At 48.2% G+C, this 19,731-nt stretch carries 11 protein-coding genes and 1 tRNA gene; 4 read left to right on the top strand and 8 right to left on the bottom strand.

All coding sequences use genetic code 11. The features are described from left to right. Nucleotides 1-56 precede the first annotated feature (56 nt). Nucleotides 57-1,829 (top strand): long-chain fatty acid--CoA ligase, encoded by a 1,773-nt coding sequence (locus tag HUF13_RS13725; RefSeq protein WP_369697083.1) that lies wholly within the window; start codon nucleotides 57-59, stop codon nucleotides 1,827-1,829. 88 nt (nucleotides 1,830-1,917) lie between these two features. Here HUF13_RS13725 and HUF13_RS13720 read toward each other — a convergent pair whose 3' ends face one another. The 7 genes from HUF13_RS13720 to HUF13_RS13690 all read right to left on the bottom strand — a co-directional run bounded on the left by HUF13_RS13720 (nucleotide 1,918) and on the right by HUF13_RS13690 (nucleotide 15,755). Continuing rightward, nucleotides 1,918-3,084: a phosphoglycerate dehydrogenase gene (locus HUF13_RS13720; RefSeq protein ID WP_173389404.1), complete on the bottom strand. Its 1,167-nt coding sequence runs from the start codon at nucleotides 3,082-3,084 to the stop codon at nucleotides 1,918-1,920. A gap of 122 nt (nucleotides 3,085-3,206) precedes the next feature. Beyond that, nucleotides 3,207-4,946 (bottom strand): (E)-4-hydroxy-3-methylbut-2-enyl-diphosphate synthase, encoded by a 1,740-nt coding sequence (gene ispG / locus HUF13_RS13715; protein ID WP_173475656.1) that lies wholly within the window; start codon nucleotides 4,944-4,946, stop codon nucleotides 3,207-3,209. A gap of 180 nt (nucleotides 4,947-5,126) precedes the next feature. Next, nucleotides 5,127-6,845: an HD domain-containing phosphohydrolase gene (locus tag HUF13_RS13710; RefSeq protein WP_173475655.1), complete on the bottom strand. Its 1,719-nt coding sequence runs from the start codon at nucleotides 6,843-6,845 to the stop codon at nucleotides 5,127-5,129. Between the two features lie 23 nt (nucleotides 6,846-6,868). Continuing rightward, nucleotides 6,869-8,575 (bottom strand): HD domain-containing phosphohydrolase, encoded by a 1,707-nt coding sequence (locus HUF13_RS13705; RefSeq protein WP_173475654.1) that lies wholly within the window; start codon nucleotides 8,573-8,575, stop codon nucleotides 6,869-6,871. 165 nt (nucleotides 8,576-8,740) lie between these two features. Then, entirely contained in the window at nucleotides 8,741-10,888 is a 2,148-nt protein-coding gene (gene pnp, locus HUF13_RS13700) for a polyribonucleotide nucleotidyltransferase (protein WP_173475653.1), read from the bottom strand. 21 nt (nucleotides 10,889-10,909) lie between these two features. Continuing rightward, the gene (gene rpsO / locus HUF13_RS13695) at nucleotides 10,910-11,182 is read right to left on the bottom strand and encodes a 30S ribosomal protein S15 (protein ID WP_014547011.1); all 273 of its coding nucleotides are present in this window, start codon (nucleotides 11,180-11,182) and stop codon (nucleotides 10,910-10,912) included. A 460-nt stretch (nucleotides 11,183-11,642) separates the two neighbouring features. Then, entirely contained in the window at nucleotides 11,643-15,755 is a 4,113-nt protein-coding gene (locus HUF13_RS13690) for a response regulator (RefSeq protein WP_304039192.1), read from the bottom strand. 242 nt (nucleotides 15,756-15,997) lie between these two features. On the opposite strand from HUF13_RS13690, the gene HUF13_RS13685 reads away from it, so the two are divergent. From HUF13_RS13685 to HUF13_RS13675, 3 genes are all read left to right on the top strand, one after another. Continuing rightward, entirely contained in the window at nucleotides 15,998-17,554 is a 1,557-nt protein-coding gene (locus HUF13_RS13685) for a nodulation protein NfeD (RefSeq protein ID WP_173475651.1), read from the top strand. Between the two features lie 83 nt (nucleotides 17,555-17,637). Continuing rightward, nucleotides 17,638-18,612 carry a flotillin-like protein FloA gene (gene floA, locus HUF13_RS13680; protein ID WP_173475650.1) on the top strand — a complete coding sequence of 325 codons (975 nt, stop codon included), beginning with the start codon at nucleotides 17,638-17,640 and terminating at the stop codon, nucleotides 18,610-18,612. A 22-nt stretch (nucleotides 18,613-18,634) separates the two neighbouring features. Then, nucleotides 18,635-19,510 carry a hypothetical protein gene (locus HUF13_RS13675; protein ID WP_173475649.1) on the top strand — a complete coding sequence of 292 codons (876 nt, stop codon included), beginning with the start codon at nucleotides 18,635-18,637 and terminating at the stop codon, nucleotides 19,508-19,510. Between the two features lie 148 nt (nucleotides 19,511-19,658). Here HUF13_RS13675 and HUF13_RS13670 read toward each other — a convergent pair. After that, a tRNA-Asn gene (locus tag HUF13_RS13670) sits at nucleotides 19,659-19,731 on the bottom strand.

Raw genomic sequence — 19,731 nt, 5'->3', positions numbered from 1 at the left:
TCTATTTTTTTCAAAAAAAATTGCAATATTCATAAATAGAATGTTATTTTAAAATTATGGAAGGGCTTCAATTTAAATCTCTGCCGGCAATGTTCTTCGCGAACTGCGACCGATCCGATTTTAGGGGATGGTATCACCGTAAAGACGGCGAGTGGATTCACTATTCCAAGGAATCATTGAAAAAGAATACCAAGGCATTCGCACTCGCATTAAACGCTCTTGGATTAAACAAAAGCGAAAGCGTAGGAATCATCGCTCCGAGCTCGCCGAACTGGCTCATTGCAGACATTGCCATCCAACTGAACCACTCCAAAGTCGTTCCGCTCTTTCCCAACATTTCTTCCGAGAATTTTGCGTTCCAAAGCAACGACGCGAACATCAAAATTCTCATCGTCAATTCCATAGAAGAACTGGACGCGCCGCTCCTCGACAACTTGCCGTCCTTTAAAAATATTATCTGTATCGAAAAAAATTCTACACTTCCCGCCAACGGGATTTACTGGGACGAATTTCTCAAAAGAGGATACGACGCGCTCGCCGACGAAATGCGCGCCCAATGGATTGACAACCAGCTTGCAACAATCAATTCAGATGACATTTTTAGCATCATCTACACAAGTGGATCCACGGGACGTCCCAAGGGCGTCGAACTCACGCATCGGAACATGTTAGTACAAATTCAAAACATAGCCCCGATGTTCCAGTTCGATTCGCAAAAAGATTCGTGCCTTACAATACTCCCAGTGGCGCATGTTCTCGAACGCATGGCCGTTTACTTTTACACATTAAGCGGTGTCGCTATTTACTTTGGAGACAATCCCAACAACCTTTCGCACATTTTGCGCGAGGTCCGCCCGACCATCATGATCGTTGTTCCGCGCATTCTTGAACGCCTTTACGAAAGCATGACTACCGCCGCCGACCGCGCCAAGGGACTCAAGCAGCACCTGATCAAGCACGCCATCAAGATTGCAAAAATTAAAGACCCCAATAAATGTCCTAGCCTTTTGCACCGCATTTTCAATCTGTTCGTTTATAAAAAAATGCGCGAAGCCGTCGGTGGCAATTTTCGCATGATTATTTCGGGCAGCAGTGCATTGAACAAATCCATATTGCGCTTTCTGTTGAACATCGGGCTCCCCGTTTTCGAGGGCTACGGCATGACAGAATGTTCGCCCGTCGTTTCTGCAAATTGCAAACAAGCTATCAGGCCCGGTTCCATTGGCAAGCCGCTCCCCCACCTCGACGTTCGAATCGGGAAATGCAGCGAAATCCAAGTGCGCGGTGAAAGTGTTTTTAAAGGCTACCACAACCGCCCTGATTTAAACGCCAGCGCCTTTACCGAAGACGGATTTTACCACTCTGGCGACCAAGGCTATTTTGACGATGATGGATACCTTTACTTTACCGGGCGCATCAAGGAACTTCTAAAAACAAGCACCGGCAAATACGTCAGCCCAAACCCCATCGAACTTGAAATCATCCGCCACCCGCTTGTCGAGCAAGCGCTTGTCATTGCGAACGATCGTAAATTTGTTTCTGCAATTATTTGGCTGAACCCAGTAGGCGTCCGCCGCATGCTCAAGCCGCAAAACGAAGACTACGATGTTGAAAATGCGCTAAAGTCACCGCTTGTCCGCGATGCCATCAATCGCCACATCGAACATCTCAATGAAAAATTGAACCATTGGGAACAAATTCGCAAATGGACTTTAATCGGTGACGAACTCACCATCGAATCGGGCCTTTTGACGCCCACATTAAAAATTCGGCGCACCGTTGCAGAAAAACGATACGCCGAACAAATTGAAAAGATGTATCAGCAGTAAGAAGTTAGCAGTAGGATGTCGGAAGTTAAATAATCGCAGCGAAGCTGCCGAACTTAATAACTTCCTACCGTCTACTGTCTACTGCCTACTAGAAGTGAATCACGCGGACCTTGATGACTTTGTCGAGCTTGCCGAGTTTTTCAATGATAGAATCATCGACCTTGCTTTCAACGTCAACGAGGTTGTAACCGATCTTGCCATTGCTCTTATTGCTGAAAGAAGCAATGTTCACGCCTTCGGCACCGAACACCTTCGTGATTTCAGAAATCATATTCGGAACGTCCTGGTTGATCACGACAACGCGGCTCTTGATGCCAGCATGCGGATGATCGACGAGAGCTGGGAAGTTCACGGAATTGCGGACGCAACCGTATTCGATGTAGTCCTTCAATTCTTCAACTGCCATCACAGCGCAGTTTTCTTCGGCTTCTTCAGTAGATGCGCCGAGGTGCGGGAAGCAAGTGACCTTGTCGTTCTTGATGAGTTCTGCAGTCGGGAAATCGCAGAGGTAGCCCTGGAGAGAACCAGAAGCGAGCATTTCGTTAACCGGATCCATTTCAACAATGCCACCACGAGCAAAATTCATGATGTAGGAACCCTTGAACTGAGCGAGGTTCTTCTTGTTGAGGAGGTTTTCGGTAACGCCCTTGATGAACGGAACGTGAACCGTGAGGAAGTCAGAATTTGCAATCACGGTGTCGAGGTCTGCAATTTCAACCTTGTTAGAAAGTTCATGCATGTTGTTTGCGTTCGGATACGGTTCGTAAGCGATTACGCGCATGTTCTTCCAACGAGCATAGTTAGCAACGAGCACACCGATCTTGCCAAGGCCAACAACACCGAGAGTCTTGCCGGCAAGTTCCATACCAGCGAACTTTTTCTTGCCGCTTTCGACCGTCTTTGCGAGATCCGGATCATTCACATCGAGACCCTTGACCCAAGCAGCAGCCTTGTCAGCGTTACGAACAGCCATGCCAAGCACGGTCATCACGAGTTCAGCAACAGCGTTTGCGTTTGCACCCGGAGTGTTGAACACGCAGATGCCCTTTGCAGAAGCCTTGTCAATCGTAATGTTGTTCACGCCTGCACCAGCGCGAGCGACAGCCAAAAGGCCATCAAAGTTATCGGTATCAACCTGAGCAGAACGCACCAAGATAGCATCCGGATTTTCGATAGAATCGGAAACCTGATAGAACGAGCCAAACAGGCTCAAGCCTTTCTTGGAAATGTTGTTCATCGTCTTAATAGTTGCCATTTTTTATTCCTTTGTTTAAGTTAAAAAGTAACAAGTAGGAAGTTAGAAGTAGGAAGTTGAATAATCGCGGCTTCGCCGCCAAATTTATTCTGTCTACTTCCTACTGTCTACCGTCTACTAAATCAAGGTTCCACCCAGCGGCCTCGTTCTTTGATGAGGTTCACCAATTCTTCAATGGCATCCTCTTCGGGGATGTTTTTCTTCACTGCGGTCTTGCCTTCAAAAAGCGTAATACGGCCAGGGCCTCCGCCCACGTAGCCAAAGTCAGCATCAGCCATTTCGCCCGGACCATTCACGATGCATCCCATGATGCCAATCGAGATGTCCGAGAGGTGTCCAAAGCGAGCCTTGATTTTGCCCATCACCTGCTGGATGTCGTAAAGCGTACGGCCGCAGCTCGGGCAGCTGATAAAGTTTGTCTTGCTGCGGCGGCAATAAGCGGCTTGCAAAATATCGAATGCGAGAATCACGGAATCCTTCGGGCTCTTGTAACCGTCGATTACAACGGCATCGCCAAGGCCATCCGTTACGAGGCTTCCGATATCGGCAGACACACGCAACATGTCAGCTTCGTTATCTGCAATCTTTGCATAAAGGAGAATCGGGTCCTTGCGGTTTGCAGCGTACAAAGCCGAAGCAAGAGCGCGCACGCCCATCACCATTTCAGGGCCTGTGTAGCAGAAGAGCGAACCTTCAGGAACGGCGTTCGGATTTGCGGCAAAGCCAGCGATATCCATCGCATCCTTAAATTCTACAACCGGCTTAGCATCAAGCCCAGCCAAAGCAAATTCTGCATTGCGGCGTTCGCCCGTGAGGCTCACCGCATCGGCCTTCATGCCGACGCGCACCGGTTCAGAACCGCCGATCTTTACGCCAGCAAGCGTGACCGGAACCGTTTCACGACGTTCGTAATGGTACGGGTCCTTTTCCAGAACCGGCACCGCAAACTTCGGCGCATCCGCCTTGAGTTCGCAAGCCTTGATGAGTTCCTGCGCCACCGGGACTTCCGCCACCGGATCTTCAGTGAGCGACACGCGAATCGTATCGGCAAGGCCATCGAGCAAAAGCGCACCAATGCCCGCCGCAGACTTCAAACGTCCGTCCGCGCCAGCACCTGCTTCCGTCACGCCCACATGGAACGGATACGGCTTAAAGTGTTCCTGCTTCAAGCGGGCTGCGAGCATGCGATAAGCGGCAATTGCCACACGCGGATTGCTCGACTTGAGGCTCAAAACAACTTGGTCAAAATGTTCGGCTTCGCAAACAGCCAAATATTCAATGGCGCTTTCCACCATGCCTTCCACGGTGTCGCCATAACGATAAATCATACGGGCGCTCAAGGAACCGTGGTTCACGCCAATGCGGATAGCACGACCCAAACGCTTTGCTTCTTGCACAAACGGAGTGAAGGCTTCGGCAACCTTTTCCTTGCCTTCGTCAAACATCTTATCCGTCTGATTTTCGAGCGTCAAAATACCCGTATCTACAAAGTTCCCCGGGTTGATGCGAACCTTTTCCACCCACTTGAGCGCTTCGAAAGCGGCCTTCGGCTGGAAGTGAATATCGGCAGAAACAGGAACCGTACAACCGGCGGCACGCACGCGCTTCATGACTTCTTCGAGTCCCTGAGCATCGGCAAACGTAGGCGCCGTAATGCGAACCAAGCCGCAACCCACTTTAGCAAGCGCCAAAGTTTCAGCCACCGTTTTTTCCACGTCCTTCGGCTTCGTGGTCGTCATGGATTGAACTAAAATGGGGGCGTTGCCCCCTATCACAGCCTCGCCTACGCGGACTTGAACAGTTTCCCTGCGTACCGCTTTAAAGCGGTCATCAACATACGGAAGTGTAGTAAAATCTAGCATGCCTAAAATGTAGAAACTTTTACGTCAAAACATTGAGTTTCCCACGCACAAACATGTTTATTGAGTAACTAGAACGGCTTTGCCGCAGTTGTCAGAAGTTAGTTGGTAGAACTTAGCCCGCTCCGCTCTTAGAACTTAGTTTTTTCTTTTAGTGAGAAAAAAAGTTCTAAGTTCTAAACACTAAGCCCCTTCAGTCCTTTCGGCTTCACATTCCTTCTTGTAGTAGGCTTCCAGCTCTTCGCGGCTCATGTCAAAATACTTCTTGAGGCTCGGATCAAAATGCTTGCCCATAGAGCTATCGATAATGTTATAAGCCTCTTCAAAAGAAAACGCATCCTTATAGCATCTCTTACTCACCAAGGCATCGTACACATCCGCAATAGCCATCACACGGGCTTCGAGCGGAATGCTTTCGCCCTTCAAACCATACGGGTATCCACTGCCATCCCAACGTTCATGATGACCGCCCGCCATGTTCTTTGCAATTTCCACAAAGAGCTCACTCTGGAAATTCGAAAGCAAGTTCTTGATAATGATAGCCCCCTTTTCAGCGTGAGTTTTCATTTCAGCAAATTCTTCTTCCGTAAACTTGCCCGGCTTGCAAAGCACTTTGTCATCAATGGCAATCTTACCAATATCATGCATCGGAGCCGCAGCAATCATATCGTCATAGAATTCCTTGGAGTAATTCAAATTCGGATCAAGCTGCATTTTTTCAACAAGGATACTCACCACTTCCTTTGTACGCTTGAGGTGCTCCCCAGTAAAACCATCCTTGTTATTGACCATTTCAGCCATGCTCACAAGCATCTGGTTCTGGAAAAGACGAATCTGTTCTTTGTTGTTCTTGATGAGAGCCGCAAGCTCAGTATTATTAGCATCCAAGCGTTCAATATAGCGTTGAATATTTGTTTCATCTTCAATACGGAACAGGAATATCTGCAACTTCTTATTCTGATGCACATTCCTCATCACCGCCTTGAAATAACGATCCTTGTACGTGAAGCGGTAAACCTTGTCGCCACTAGCGCCTTTCAGTTGCTCCATGCCCTCTTCAAAAATGCCTGCTATTTCAATATCCGATGGCAAGGCATGATCAACACGGCACTCCAGAAGTTCTGGGAAATACCGACCTGCGATATCGTTGCACCCAAGATAATAACCCTTCGGCGAAAAAGCCAAGTAGGCCGCGGTATTCTCAGCTTCCAGCGATTCAAGCACACTGTTCATCACATCGTGCATTTTCACCAAGGCACAAACATAGAGCAGCACCAGTTCATCAATCAAATAAACAAGCGGCATGAGCAAAGTGTCGTTTTCCAAATAGCGCGTCAAAATAAACGAACCAATCGAAACGAACGAAAGCGATGCAATGGCAACCAAAGTCTTGTAACTGACATTACGTTTTTTCTTTGCAGCAACGACAACGATAACGACATTGGCTATGCCATAAAAATAAAGCAGAATGTCCCACAAAACATGGCCGGGCCCATATGTCGGCATGTAACTGCCAAAGCCATTCAAGACAACATAGCGAACCGATTCATAGAACACATCGCTAAAGCCTACCGTGCACGAAAGCGCAAACACAAGGGTGCTGTACAAGAATAAAAACAGCTTCAACCAACGCGGAACATTAAACGAGCATAAACGGCAAATCAAGAGGAACAAGAAAAGCGGCAAAAAGCATGCACCCAAATAGCACACCTTGTTTGCTACAATCGCTCCCTCAATCGTTGTCGAGAGCGCTAAAAAGAGATAACCAAAATCAGCAAGGACAATCGAAAAGAAGAATGCCGTAAAAAAGGAATTCAACGGCCTGCGGTAAAAATAAGAAAGCAGGCCGGCGTTAATCCCTGAAAAGACGCACATGGCAATCAAGTAATAAATAACAAACATACCAATCTCTCAAAACAAGTTCATCAATGATCCACAGAACAATAATAATCCATCAACTGGTCTTGACAATCCAAGAAGCAGTCTTTCAAATGCGGGTCAAACTGCTTCCCCATCGACGCAATAATCACATCACGCGCTTCACGGAATGACATACGTTCCTTGTAGCAACGCTTGCTCACCAAGGCATCGTAAACGTCCGCAAGAGCCATGATACGCGCTTCCATCGGAATATTTTCACCCGAGCGTTGCTCCGGATAACCCGTTCCATCCCAACGTTCATGATGATAAAGCGCCATGTTCTTTGCAACACTGACAAAATAACTGTCCTTGACATCGGAGAGAAGTTTTTCGATAATGTTCGCTCCCTTCTCCGCATGTGTCTTCATGATTTCGTAATCATCAAAAGTAAAGCGACCCGGTTTACGCAACACAGCATCGTCAATCGCCACCTTGCCCAAATCGTACATGGGAGCCGCGGCAATCAACACATCAAGGAACTTATCCGACAAATCATCCATGCCTTTTTTACGCATCGTCGATACTAAGATTTTCACAACTTCGCTCGTGCGCTTGATATGCCCATCCATGTTGCCTGCACGGCTTTCAGCCATCTGCGCCATGCCAACGATCCACTTTTCCTGCACCGAGAGTTTTTCGTTTTCGGTTTTCAACATGTTCTTCTGCAACATGGAATTGCTACGACCGAGCGCATCAATGTATTGCTGTTCCTGCGTATTATCTTCAATCCTGAACAAGAACACGTTCTTTCCATGAACTTGTCTCAAAACTTTCACTTCGCACTTGTAATGACGGCCCAAATAATTGAACTCGGTCATTTGGCTGTAATCGGTCAAGATCTTGGACTTACGGTATTTTTCAATCCAAGACATGATTTGCTGTTGCAGTTCCGTTTCGCCTTTTAAATGGGCGTCCACCCTCATCCGGACCAGTTCCGGGAAAAAGTTCATGGCAATCCGGTTTGCCCCCAAGTAGGCCCCATCGACCGAGAACGACATATACGCACAAGAACTCTCGGTTTCAATGGATTCTATCACGCATTCCGTAATATCGTACCACTTGACGTTGTTACAAATATAGAGCAAGAGAAGCTGATCCAGCACATAAATAAACGGCATGATGAGCATGTCGCTTCCCAAATAGCGAGCCAAGAAGAACGACATGATAGTCGCAATTTCGCCAATAATCATCGCAATGATGTTCTTGAGCGACACCATCTTCTGGTGCATAATGGCGCGGACAATAACCCAAATATCCAGAACAACATAGCTCACCAAGAAAGCGTTGAACAAACCATGAGCCCAGCCATACGTTGCCACGTAGTTTCCGACACCCGCCTGAACCACGTACTCCACGGTCTTGTAGTACGCCGGAAAATACCCGACTGTCATAGCCAGTGCGCAAATCGTAAAGCTCATGAGGATAAGCGTGATGTGCAACCACTTCGGGATAGACATCTTGCAAACTTTCAAAAGAGCAAAGAACATGAACATCGGAAGGAACGACCCACCAAGGTAGTTCACCTTGTTGGCGATAATAGCCCCCTCGACCGTTTCCGAAAATCCTAAAAGCCAGTGACCAAAGTTTGCAACGAGAATCGCATAAAAGGAGTAATAAACATAATTATTTCTCTGGTTCTGAAAACGCAGAGAAAGCACTGCCAAATTGACGGCAGATAGCACAAACATCAATGTTAAATAGATATAGCCCATATCCGCAACTAGAAAGCAACTATTATAAAGTTAACTTTTTTTTTCAAAAAAGTACATTAGCCCCCCTAAAATTTTCCTAACACAAAACCGGCTAAAAGATAAAAAAGAAAACGTGTGGCAATAACCACACGTTTCCTTTAAAGAGTCTTATTCGGACTATTCCAACTATGCTTCGGTCGGAGCTTCAGGAGCCGAAGCTTCCGGAGCAGCATCGGCAGCCGGAGCAGCCGGTTTCGGCGGGAGCAAAGCCTTGATAGAAAGCTTCACGGAGATGTGCACGAGGCCGTCGCGACCCGGGAGGATTTCGACGAATGCGCCAAACGGCTGGATCGTCTTGACCTTGCCCTTGTACTTGCGGCCCGGTTCCGGTTCTGCAGTGAGTTCTTCGATCATGCGGCGGCAAACTTCACCAGCCTTACCCGTCGGGGCGGCGATGTCGATATTGCCGTTATCATCGATGTTGATGGTGCAACCCGTTTGAGCCTGCATGCCCTTGATGACGGAACCACCAGAACCGATAACGTCACGGATCTTCGTGGTCGGGATGTGCATCTTGAGCATCGTCGGAGCCTTGTCGGAAACCTTCGGACGCGGTGCAGCGAGGCCAAGTTCAGCCATCTTGCCAAGAATGTGGATACGACCCTGACGAGCCTGTTCCAAAGCTTCACGCATAAGTTCCGGGGTGATACCGCGGATCTTGATGTCCATCTGGAATGCAGTGATACCTTCAGCAGTACCCGTGACCTTGAAGTCCATATCGCCGAGGTGGTCTTCCGTACCGGTAATGTCGGTCAAGATCTTGATCTTGCCGCCTTCCTTGACGGAACCCTTTTCGGAGATGAGGCCCATGGCGATACCAGCAACCGGAGCCTTGATAGGAACGCCAGCGTCCATCAAGCTGAGGCAGCCACCGCAAACAGAGGCCATGGAAGAAGAACCGTTGGATTCCATGATTTCGGAAACCACGCGGATGGTGTAAGGGAAGTCTTCCGGGAGCGGAAGAACTGCAGCGAGGGAACGTTCAGCCAAGTGACCGTGACCGATTTCACGGCGAGAGAGGCCGAGCTTCTTGCATTCACCGACGGAGAACGGCGGGAAGTTGTAATGGAGCATGTAGCTCTTGGAGCCTTCGCCCTGCATGCTTTCGAAACGTTGTTCGTCAGCCTTTGTACCAAGAGTGCAAATGACAAGACCCTGGGTTTCACCGCGCTGGAAGATTGCAGAACCGTGAGCGCGCGGGAGCACGCCCATTTCGATTTCGATCGGGCGGACTTCGGTCGTGGTACGGCCGTCAAGACGAACGCCTTCGTTCAAAATCATTTCGCGCATTGCAGTGCGTTCGAGGTCGCTGAAGATTGCCTTAGCATCAGCAGCGAGCTTCGGATCCTGAGCTTCACCTTCGCCGATGAGAGCGAGGATGCGAGCGTCTTCGAGCATGCGAGCGCAAAGGTCTGCCATAGCCGGATAGAAGTCGGTCTTCACCATGTTGGAGTGGACGTCCTTGTTCAGTTCATCCCAGACAACTTCCTTAACGGTAGCAACGAGTTTGTCATGATCTTCACCAACAAACTTCGGCTTGAGTTCCATCTTCGGCTTGGAGCAGCGGTCCACCAGTTGCTGTTGGGCCTTGCACATTTCCTTGATAACTTCATGGCCAGCGAGGATTGCGCCAATCATCGTGTCTTCGGACACTTCGTAAGCACCACCTTCGACCATGCAAACAGAGTCTTCCGTACCGGCGACCACGAGGTCTAGATCGGCCACGGCAACCTGGTCGTAAGTCGGCATCACAACGTTCTGACCATCGACAACAGCCACGCGGACAGCAGCAACCTGCTGTTCGAACGGGAGTTCAGAAAGACCGATGGAAAGGGATGCAGCGCTCACGCCAAGAACGTCCGGAGCGAACTTCTTGTCGGAAGAAAGAACCTGAACGACGACCTGGACTTCACGTGTGAAGTTTTCCGGGAACATCGGACGAATCGGGCGGTCAATAATACGAGCCGAAAGAATTTCTTCATCGCTCGGACGACCCGGTTCGCGCTTGCTATAGCCACCAGGCAGGCGTCCGGCAGCATAAGACTTTTCGCGATATTCAACTGTCAGAGGGAAGAAGTCACCATCCTTTTCTTCACCGTAGCAAACGGTAGAAAGGACAAACGCGTCCCCCATCTTAGCGACAGCAGAACCACGTGCCTGCTTTGCGATACGGCCAGTTTCAAACGTAATGACACGACCATCCGGAAGGTTTACCGACACTTCCTTCGGGTCGAGCATCTTGCCGTACTTAGCTTGATAAGCTTCTGTTGACATAAAAAATCTCCAATACGAGAATTAGCCGCGGAGACCGAGATCCTTAATCAAAGCACGCTGAGCGATAATGTCCTTTTCGCCGTAGTACTTGAGGAGGTTCTTACGCTTTGCAACCATCATGGACAAACCGCGGAGGGAGTGGAAGTCCTTCTTGTTGGTCTTGATGTGTTCGGTGAGGTTCTTGATCTTTTCCGTGAGGATAGCGATCTGAACGCGGACGTTACCGGTGTCCTTTTCGTTAGCACCAAACTTAGCGGTGAGTTCTGCAGCCTTTTCTTTAGTGATAGTAGCCATTTTAAGCCATTCCTTTTTTTGATTGTTTGTTTCATTACATGTTTTTGTCCGAGTTTACTGCTCTAGCACCAGTGGAATTGGCGAATCTGGTCACAGGACCCAGGCAAAAATGCAATTTGCGTACATATATAGTAAAATAGTGATTAGTGGCTAGTGGTTGGTGGTTAGGAATACACCCAAATAAGGGGTTTTGAGCGGTGAACTTAGTAGGAAGTAGACAGTAGGAAGTAGGAAGTGGTTATGAGGTGTCATCCTAAGCTATACAAAACTTGACAACTTGTTGCCTAGTTGCTGTTATCCACTTTGTGGAGAAGTCGAAGGATCCAGTGCATATTTTAACTGGATTCTTCGTGGCTATTCGCCACTCAGAATGACGTTTCCAAAAAAGCACGAAGTACCAACCTCACGCCTCAAAGGGCCGAAGGCCCGACCCCAAAGGGCCAAAGGCCCGACCTCACACCTACAAAAACCTCGACAGCACTTCCTTCAACTTATTGACGTTCACGGGTTTTGCCACATGCTCGTTCATGCCGGCTTCCAAAGCGGCCTGCTGGTCATCCGCAAAGGCGTTTGCCGTCATAGCGATAATTGGAATTTCAGCAGCCACCTTGTTTTCGAGTTTGCGGATTTCGCGAGTTGCCTCGTAACCATCCATAATCGGCATCTGGACATCCATCAAGATCAAGTCACATTCGCCGGGCTTTACATTCTTCATGTATTCCACAGCTTTCGCGCCATCGCAAGCCGTAGCCACCTGAATACCGCAATCCTCCAAGATTTCTTCAGCAATTTCGCGGTTCAGCTCATTATCATCCACGAGCAAAACCTTCTTGCCGTTAAAATCAACCTTCCGGTCTAACACAGGCTTATCGGCATGCGAGAGTCCAAAACTTTGCAACAAAGTTTCCTTTGCATCCGACGGGAACACGGGCTTGCTCATAAAATTACGGATACCCACTCTAAGAGCCATGTCCTCGATATCCGACCATTCATAAGCAGACATCACAATAACAAGGATGTCCTCTCCCAACTCTTCGCGAAGGCGGGTCGTCGTCTTCAAGCCATCCATATCCGGCATGCGCCAATCCACAAGGAACGCATCATACTTAAAGCCCTTGGACTTAGCCTCTTTGACTTTTTCCAAAGCCTCGGCACCGGAATAGCAGCAATCCACATCAACGCCCAAAGCGCTAAAGATTTGCGGAACGCTCTTTATACTGTCGGCGTCATCATCAACAACTAAAAGTTTCTTGCCTTCCAGTTCCTTCACGTGAGTCAGTTCCAGCGTTGTATCGGCCAACTTGAACTTAAAGTTCAAGACAACATCTGTACCTTCGTCCACCTTACTTTTAATATCAATGGAGCCCCCCATCATATCGACAATATTCTTCGTAATTGCCATGCCAAGCCCCGTTCCCTGGATTCCAGAAACGGTAGACGAATTCACTCTCGTAAACGCATCAAAAATCTTGGGCAAGAAATCTTCGCTCATGCCAATACCCGAGTCCCGTATTCTAAACTCATAGGCACCAACACCTGATTCCTCGCACACCTTCTGTTCAACGGTAAACCAAATAGAGCCGCCGGTCGGAGTGTACTTGATGGCATTCGAAATCACATTCAAAAGAACCTGGTTCAAGCGGAGTCTATCACAGACAACGTATTCATTATGAATACCAACGCTGTTGGCATAGAACTGCAAATTCTTGGCGTTGATATCCGCTTGCACAATATCCTTGAGCGTATGGATAATTTCGGGAATATGCTCCGACTTTTCGTTTAAATTCAGCTTGCCCGATTCAATACGGCTCATGTCAAGCACATCATTAATCAGCGAGAGCAAGTGGTTCGACGAAAGCTCTATTTTTCCAAGGAAATTCTTGACCAAGTCCTTGTTGCCAATATGCATTGTCGCAAGTTCCGTATAGCCAATAATAGCGTTCATCGGAGTACGGATATCATGACTCATATTGTTGAGGAACATCGTCTTTGCACGGGATGCCGACTTCGCCATTTCAAGCGCCTGTTCAAGCGCCTCCTGTTGAGCCATTTCCTTGCGATAAACAGCATCATTGTTAAACAGCCCGACAAGCACACGATGGGACTTGGACCAGTCACCCATCTTGGTCACCTTCATGCGATACCACTTGAGCCCTTCTGTCGTTACCCGTCGATAATCATGGAAGAACGAATTTTCGTGCTGCAAGCGAGCGATAACGACATCACGATTCAGCATCTCCAAAATCGCTTCTTGATCGTCCTGATAGACCACTTTTCGAATATCATCGATACGATTCTTAAAGAAGTCTATCCCTTCGCCGGTATTTTTATCGACAACATCGTTAAACTTTCCACCATTCAACGAGACGCTGAACAATCCCGTATCGATATTGACATCGAATACCGTTTCGAACTGATCCGAAAGGCTCATGATGCGGTCAATATTTTCCTGATGTTCCGTTTCAGCGCGATACTGTGCATCCACCTCGACAAAACCAACGGCGATAAGCTTCGGAGGATCATCAACAGCTTCGGCCTTTGCAAACACAAGGCGCGTGTACTTGTATTCAGATCCATAGAGTCGTCTGAACACGATCGTCAAGCGCTTCTGATGCATAAGCTTTGCGGCAACCAAATCTCTTGAGGCAAGCCCGAAAAGCCTTTCGCGATCATCCGGATGAGCTAAATTCAGAACAAAAGCCGTGAACACATCCTCAAGCTTTTCACACGAGGCAAACTGCTTGCTTAAAGCGTTCCTGATGTCTTCACGAACCGCGAGCACTCCGCTCGTTCCGTCAACAAGATTAAAATAGAAAAGCGATGAATAATCTTCCGAAAGGATATCGATAATTTCAAGATTCTGCTTTAGATTCGACTGGATTTCCATCTGCTTCTTGATTTCGTCATCGACACAATGCAAACCAAAAACAATGCCCTTGAGGTTGCCGACATCATCCTTATCGGCAATAACCTTCATCTGGTAGAAAATTTCCTTGTCATCAAGTTTTATCTTGAAATTAACATGGATAACAGGCTCGGTTTTCAAAGTCCTGACAAGATATTCACGATTTGTCTGTTCACGGAACTGGAGCTTATTAGAATCACAAACCAAATACTTTAACAGCAAATCCATTCGCTTTGCAAAAATCTTTTCTGAAGACCATCCTGGAATAGCCTTTAACAATACAGAACTAGCGCGGTAAGTCACCACGACATCCGACAAGGCATCATCGCCAAGCGTTACGTAGTTCACAAAATCAAAGTCCGAAGCAAGTGATTCAATAACCCTGTTGTTGCGATCCATTTCCTGGCGCTGGGCAACCGCCTTGTTGACTTCGGAATCGATATTTTCAACAGCCACAATAACATGATTGTCATCCTTGCGAGACTTAATCGCCTTCATCCTGTAGTATTGCGGTACACCATCAATGATAAGCCTATATTCAACCGCGGCACTCGGGCTTTCTTCCAAACGCTGGAGGAAAGCGCCCTTTTCCATAAAGTGCATTACAATTTCAAGATCGTCTTCATGAAGATTGCTCCGCAAGCTCGCGATAGATTCAAAGAAGAAGTCTCGCCCATTCACCGATTCATGCAACTTGTGCATCAGTTTTTCGGCATGGAACGAATCAAACGAATCATCCAAAATATTCACATAGAAAATGCACTCGTACGTTTCGCTCAAAGCGTCTGCAATTTCGGAATATTCACCGCTCTCCGCTTCGACCATGCGGCGGGCATTCCACATAATTCTAAGGAGATACAGGAGAATTACAAAAAGTTCTATAGCAGAAATCGCTATATAGAATTTACGGATTTTATCCACTCGCGCAAAAGCAATATTTTCATTGACATACAAAATCAACGACCAGCTACCACCGAACAGCGGAAGCGACACCAAGAGCTTCGATTCATCCGAAGATTTTTCCCCATATGCCAAATGAGACCGTTCGCCCTTCATGACGTTGGCGGCCCACTCATCCAAGGAATACCCGTTTTTCGGCTGAAGCGTCCTTATAAAACCATTAAAGTTTCTCCATTTCCCCGTTTTTTCAACAACAAAAGATCCATCTCTACGGTCCACAACGATTAACGAGGCTTTTCCCTTGAATGCATTTGTCGCAACATAACCATACAACGGCTTTAGCTCGGATACGGCAGAAAGCATAGCAACAATTTCGCCCCTACGACGAACAGGAACAAACTGTTCAAACACGATATTTTCGGATCGGACAACATCACGTCCAACTTTCGAAATATACGGTTTCGACGAAACAATAGAATTGTAGTGCGCTATATAAGAAGAATCAAAAACAACGCCTTGGTCGGCTATGATATGCCCATCCGGCAAATACAAGCGGGCCGCAGACACCAAAGGACCGATTCGCGAGCTACAAATCATACGCACCATGCTTTCAGAAAGCAGATCCTCTTCCATCCCAACCACAGTCGAGATATTGGACAAAGCGCTCAAAAGCGACCGGCCTAAAAAACCCATCTTCGCTTCGGAAGCATAGGCAACTTCGTCAAGAGAGTCCCAACTATCATCAATCGCGTTTCTATTGATATACAAAAAAGAAACGTTTGTCGCAATAAACAAGAAGGCTACTAAGAGTAACGATACTATTAAGTTTCTTTTGAAAAAATTATTGTTCATAAGTATTTCGTAAGATTCCAAGGTATATTATACATTTTACAGAAAAAAACAGATGATTATTTTCAAAAAAAAAGAGGTTTTAAGCGGTATTTCCAAAAAATCGTGCTTTTTTTCACAAAAACTGTTCAATATAAAACAAATCTTTATACATTGACGATATGAAATTCTTATCAAAATTGCTTTTCCTTTTAACATTTCTATTTTCATTTACATTTGCAGCTGAAATCGCGACAATCGATTCCGTTACAAAAGACACTGCAACCCCCAAAACAGCCGAAATCGTAGTCCCCAAAAAGCAGGCCGTTTGGATTAAACTGGAAGGCGATGTAGACCCGGCCATGTACGAATTCTGCGCCCGAGCCATCGGTGAAGCTCTAGATAAAAAGCCAGATTACATCGTCTTTGAAATCAACACGTTCGGCGGTCGCCTCGATGCCGCATTCGACCTCGTCGATACCATCATGGCTGTAAAGGGCGCCGAGACAATCGCGCTCGTGAAGAAAAAGGCTATCAGCGCGGGTTCGCTCATCGCACTCGCCTGCAAAAGACTCTACATGCTCGAAGCCACGACCATTGGTGACTGCGCACCGATCGTGCAAGGCGGCGACGGCACTCCGCAAATCGTGGGTGAAAAAATCCAATCCCCGCTCCGCGCCAAATTCAGGAACCTCGCCCAGCGCAACGGCTACCCCGAACTGCTAGCATCTTCGTTCGTAACTCCGGAACTCGAAGTGCTCGAACTGACCACCAAGCTCGACAAGGGCACGGCTACAGAACGCGACACCACGCTCATCATCGAAGGCAAAAAATTTGCCGTACTCGACAGCACCGAAAAGAAATTCTGGGGTTCGCCCAAGATTCTCGTGAAAGAAGGCGAACTCTTGACCATGACCGACAAGGAAGCCGAAGAACTCGGATTTTCCAAGGGCACGTTCAAGAGCCGCGAAGACTTTGAAACCAAGCTAGCCATCGAACGCAAAAGCGAAGTCGAAACGAACACCGGCGAAAAAATCGCAAGCGCTATCGCCGCCATCTCGGGAATTCTGCTGATTCTCGGATTCGGTGCACTTTATATTGAATTCAAGACCCCTGGCTTTGGTTTCTTCGGCATCACAGGAATCATCCTTATCGGCATCGTGTTCTTCGGTCAATTTGCACCGCAGCTCGACGGCTACTTCCCGGCCATCCTCCTTATTGCGGGCGTTATTTTGTTCCTCGTCGAAATATTCGTCATGCCAGGCACATTCCTGTTCGGCATTGGCGGCATCGCATGTATGATTATAGCGCTAATCATGAGCGTCGATACAACCAACATTCCCGAATACGTCCCCGAAGCCGTCGAGACCACCTTTGACGCCACCCCTTGGCTATTTGGATTATTCTTTGTTCTAAGCAGTGCCGCCGTTGCGCTCATATTCCCGGTTGCCGCCAGCAAGTACTTAATCCCGCTACTCCCCGAAGGCTGGACTCCCATGCTCAAGACCGACATGGAAACCGCAGTCTCCCCCACCGAAGATGTGCAAACCGTTTCAATCGGCGATATCGGTGTTGCAAAAACATTCCTCCGCCCTGTGGGCCAAGCCAGCTTTACAACGCCCGACGGCTCCACCAAACTCTTTGACGTGCAAACCCACGGCGAAATCATCGAAGCTGGGCAACGCGTAAAAGTCGAGTCCGTACAAGAAGGACACATCTGGGTGAGTATAGACAATTAGGAGTTGGCAGAACTTAGATCTTAGAACTAAGCAGCCTGCAAAGAAAAGAAATTTAAAACAAAACACATAACTTGGAGAAAACCATGGATAATCTTATCATCATCGGCATTATCATTGCCGCCATCATCGTCATCGTTATGCTCGCCTTTATCGGCAGATTCTTTAGCCTCTGGCTTCAGGCCTTGTTCTCCAAGGCAAACGTGAGCATTTTCCAGCTCATCGGTATGCGTCTGCGTAAGGTGCCGCCTCAGGTGATTGTCGAAGCAAGAATTTTGAGCTGCAAGGCAGGCCTTCCGGTCGACACGAACCTTCTCGAAGCCCACTACCTCTCCCGCGGTAACGTGCTCCGCGTGATCCAGGCTCTCATCGCTGCCAACAAGGCAAACATCAAGCTCGACTTTAAAGAAGCTGCCGCCATCGACCTTGCCGGCCGTAACGTGCTCGAAGCTGTGCAGATGTCCGTGAACCCGAAGGTCATCGAAACCCCGAAGGTTTCCGCAGTGGCACTCGACGGTATTCAGCTTCACGCCATCACCCGTATCACCGTGCGCGCCAGCATCCAAAAGCTCGTCGGTGGTGCAGGCGAAGAAACGGTTGTCGCCCGTGTTGGCGAAGGCATCGTGTCTTCCATCGGTTCAGCTCAGAGCCACAAGGAAGTGCTCGAAAACCCGAACATGATTTCGAAGAAGGTGCTTGCTTCTGGCCTTGACGCCGGTACCGCATTCGAAATTCTCTCCATTGACATTGCAGATGTAGACGTGGGTCAGAACATCGGTGCTATCCTCGAAACCGACCGTGCCGAAGCCGACAAGAAGATTGCACAGGCCAAGGCAGAAGAACGCCGTGCCATGGCATTCGCCGCCGAACAGGAAATGAAGGCCAAGGTGATGGAAATGAAGGCAAAGCTCGTCGAAGCCGAAGCCCAGATCCCGATGGCTATGGCAACCGCCCTCCGCGAAGGCAAGCTCGGCGTCATGGACTACTACAACCTGAAAAACATCGAAGCCGACACGCAAATGCGCAAAGAAATCGGTTCCGCCCCGGAAGCAAACAAGTAATTCGACCAAAAGGGTTTAGCCCATGGATTCATTTGACAAACTAATCATTGTCATTATCGCAATCATCGTCGATCAAGTCATCAAAAGGGCGAAAGCGAAGAAAAAATCGAAACAGGAGCAAACTCCGTATGCTCCTGAGGAAGATTCTACGCTCGAATCCGAAAAAGAGGATTATGACGAAGATTACGATGAACGTCCAGAAGAGCCCCCCAGCCCCGCACCTTCTGCTACACGCAAATTGCAAGAATACATCAAGCAGTTTGAAGAAGCGCAGCGCGAGGCTTCGCAAGGGACGCTTGAACCCGCTATGCCTCCCCCGATTCCCGAAAGCAGTCATGGTTACGGCAACGACGTAACCGTACGTGAAGTTGCAGAAAACATTGTTCAGCTAGACGTTGTTGATGCAGAATACCTGATGGACGAATTCGAAATATCCAAAGGAACGGCATATGCAATGCTTGTGGAACTCCAGCAGCTCCGCGTGATCGGGCGCGATATGGGAGACGGCGAATACGACGTTCTCGTACAAGACATTGATGAACTCAACAACTTGCTATCGCGCGAGCCTATGGCTATGCAAATGGCTGCAGAGAAAGCTGCGGATTTATCCGCAGCCCCTGCGAACGAATCTGCACAAAGTGAGGCAAACGACAAGCAAAGCCAGTTAAAGATTCTCGAAGAACGCGCCCGCAAGGCGCGCGAAGAAGCCGCAGCGGCGGCCCGCCAAAGTGACCTCGAAAACGGTTATACAGGCGAAGCCGTCGAAACTGCAAGCCCGCTTACCCAGCGCACCGTCGTGCGCTCGATAAGCCGGGAAACTGCACGCCGCGGATTCATCTGGGGAAAAATCATCGACGAGCCCCGATTCAAGAAACATTGGACTGCATACAGCAGGTAATTCGCGCGATCTATTGAACACGCCCCCGGCGAAAACATACAATTCATCCCAGACGGTTCTACCGCCCGGGATTTTTTTATACTACAGATGCGAGAGATGGCAAATCATAAACGAAAAAGCCCCGGTCAAAAGACCGAGGCTTTTTCAGCTGCTTCACTTGGACTCGAACCAAGGACAACGCGATTAACAGTCGCGGGCTCTACCAACTGAGCTATGAAGCA

It is taken from the genome of Fibrobacter succinogenes (assembly GCF_902779965.1).
Taxonomy (GTDB): Bacteria; Fibrobacterota; Fibrobacteria; order Fibrobacterales; family Fibrobacteraceae; genus Fibrobacter; species Fibrobacter succinogenes_F.
This window is presented reverse-complemented; position numbering and strand designations above follow the sequence as displayed.

Excerpts from the sequence above, each read along its gene's own strand:
- HUF13_RS13710 (WP_173475655.1), bottom strand. The coding sequence starts at position 6,845 with ATGTTTGTTATTTATTACTTGATTGCCATGTGCGTCTTTTCAGGGATT.
- HUF13_RS13675 (WP_173475649.1), top strand. The coding sequence starts at position 18,635 with ATGGATTCATTTGACAAACTAATCATTGTCATTATCGCAATCATCGTC.
- HUF13_RS13720 (WP_173389404.1), bottom strand. The coding sequence starts at position 3,084 with ATGGCAACTATTAAGACGATGAACAACATTTCCAAGAAAGGCTTGAGC.
- rpsO (WP_014547011.1), bottom strand. The coding sequence starts at position 11,182 with ATGGCTACTATCACTAAAGAAAAGGCTGCAGAACTCACCGCTAAGTTT.
- floA (WP_173475650.1), top strand. The coding sequence starts at position 17,638 with ATGGATAATCTTATCATCATCGGCATTATCATTGCCGCCATCATCGTC.
- pnp (WP_173475653.1), bottom strand. The coding sequence starts at position 10,888 with ATGTCAACAGAAGCTTATCAAGCTAAGTACGGCAAGATGCTCGACCCG.
- HUF13_RS13705 (WP_173475654.1), bottom strand. The coding sequence starts at position 8,575 with ATGGGCTATATCTATTTAACATTGATGTTTGTGCTATCTGCCGTCAAT.
- ispG (WP_173475656.1), bottom strand. The coding sequence starts at position 4,946 with ATGCTAGATTTTACTACACTTCCGTATGTTGATGACCGCTTTAAAGCG.
- HUF13_RS13725 (WP_369697083.1), top strand. The coding sequence starts at position 57 with ATGGAAGGGCTTCAATTTAAATCTCTGCCGGCAATGTTCTTCGCGAAC.
- HUF13_RS13685 (WP_173475651.1), top strand. The coding sequence starts at position 15,998 with ATGAAATTCTTATCAAAATTGCTTTTCCTTTTAACATTTCTATTTTCA.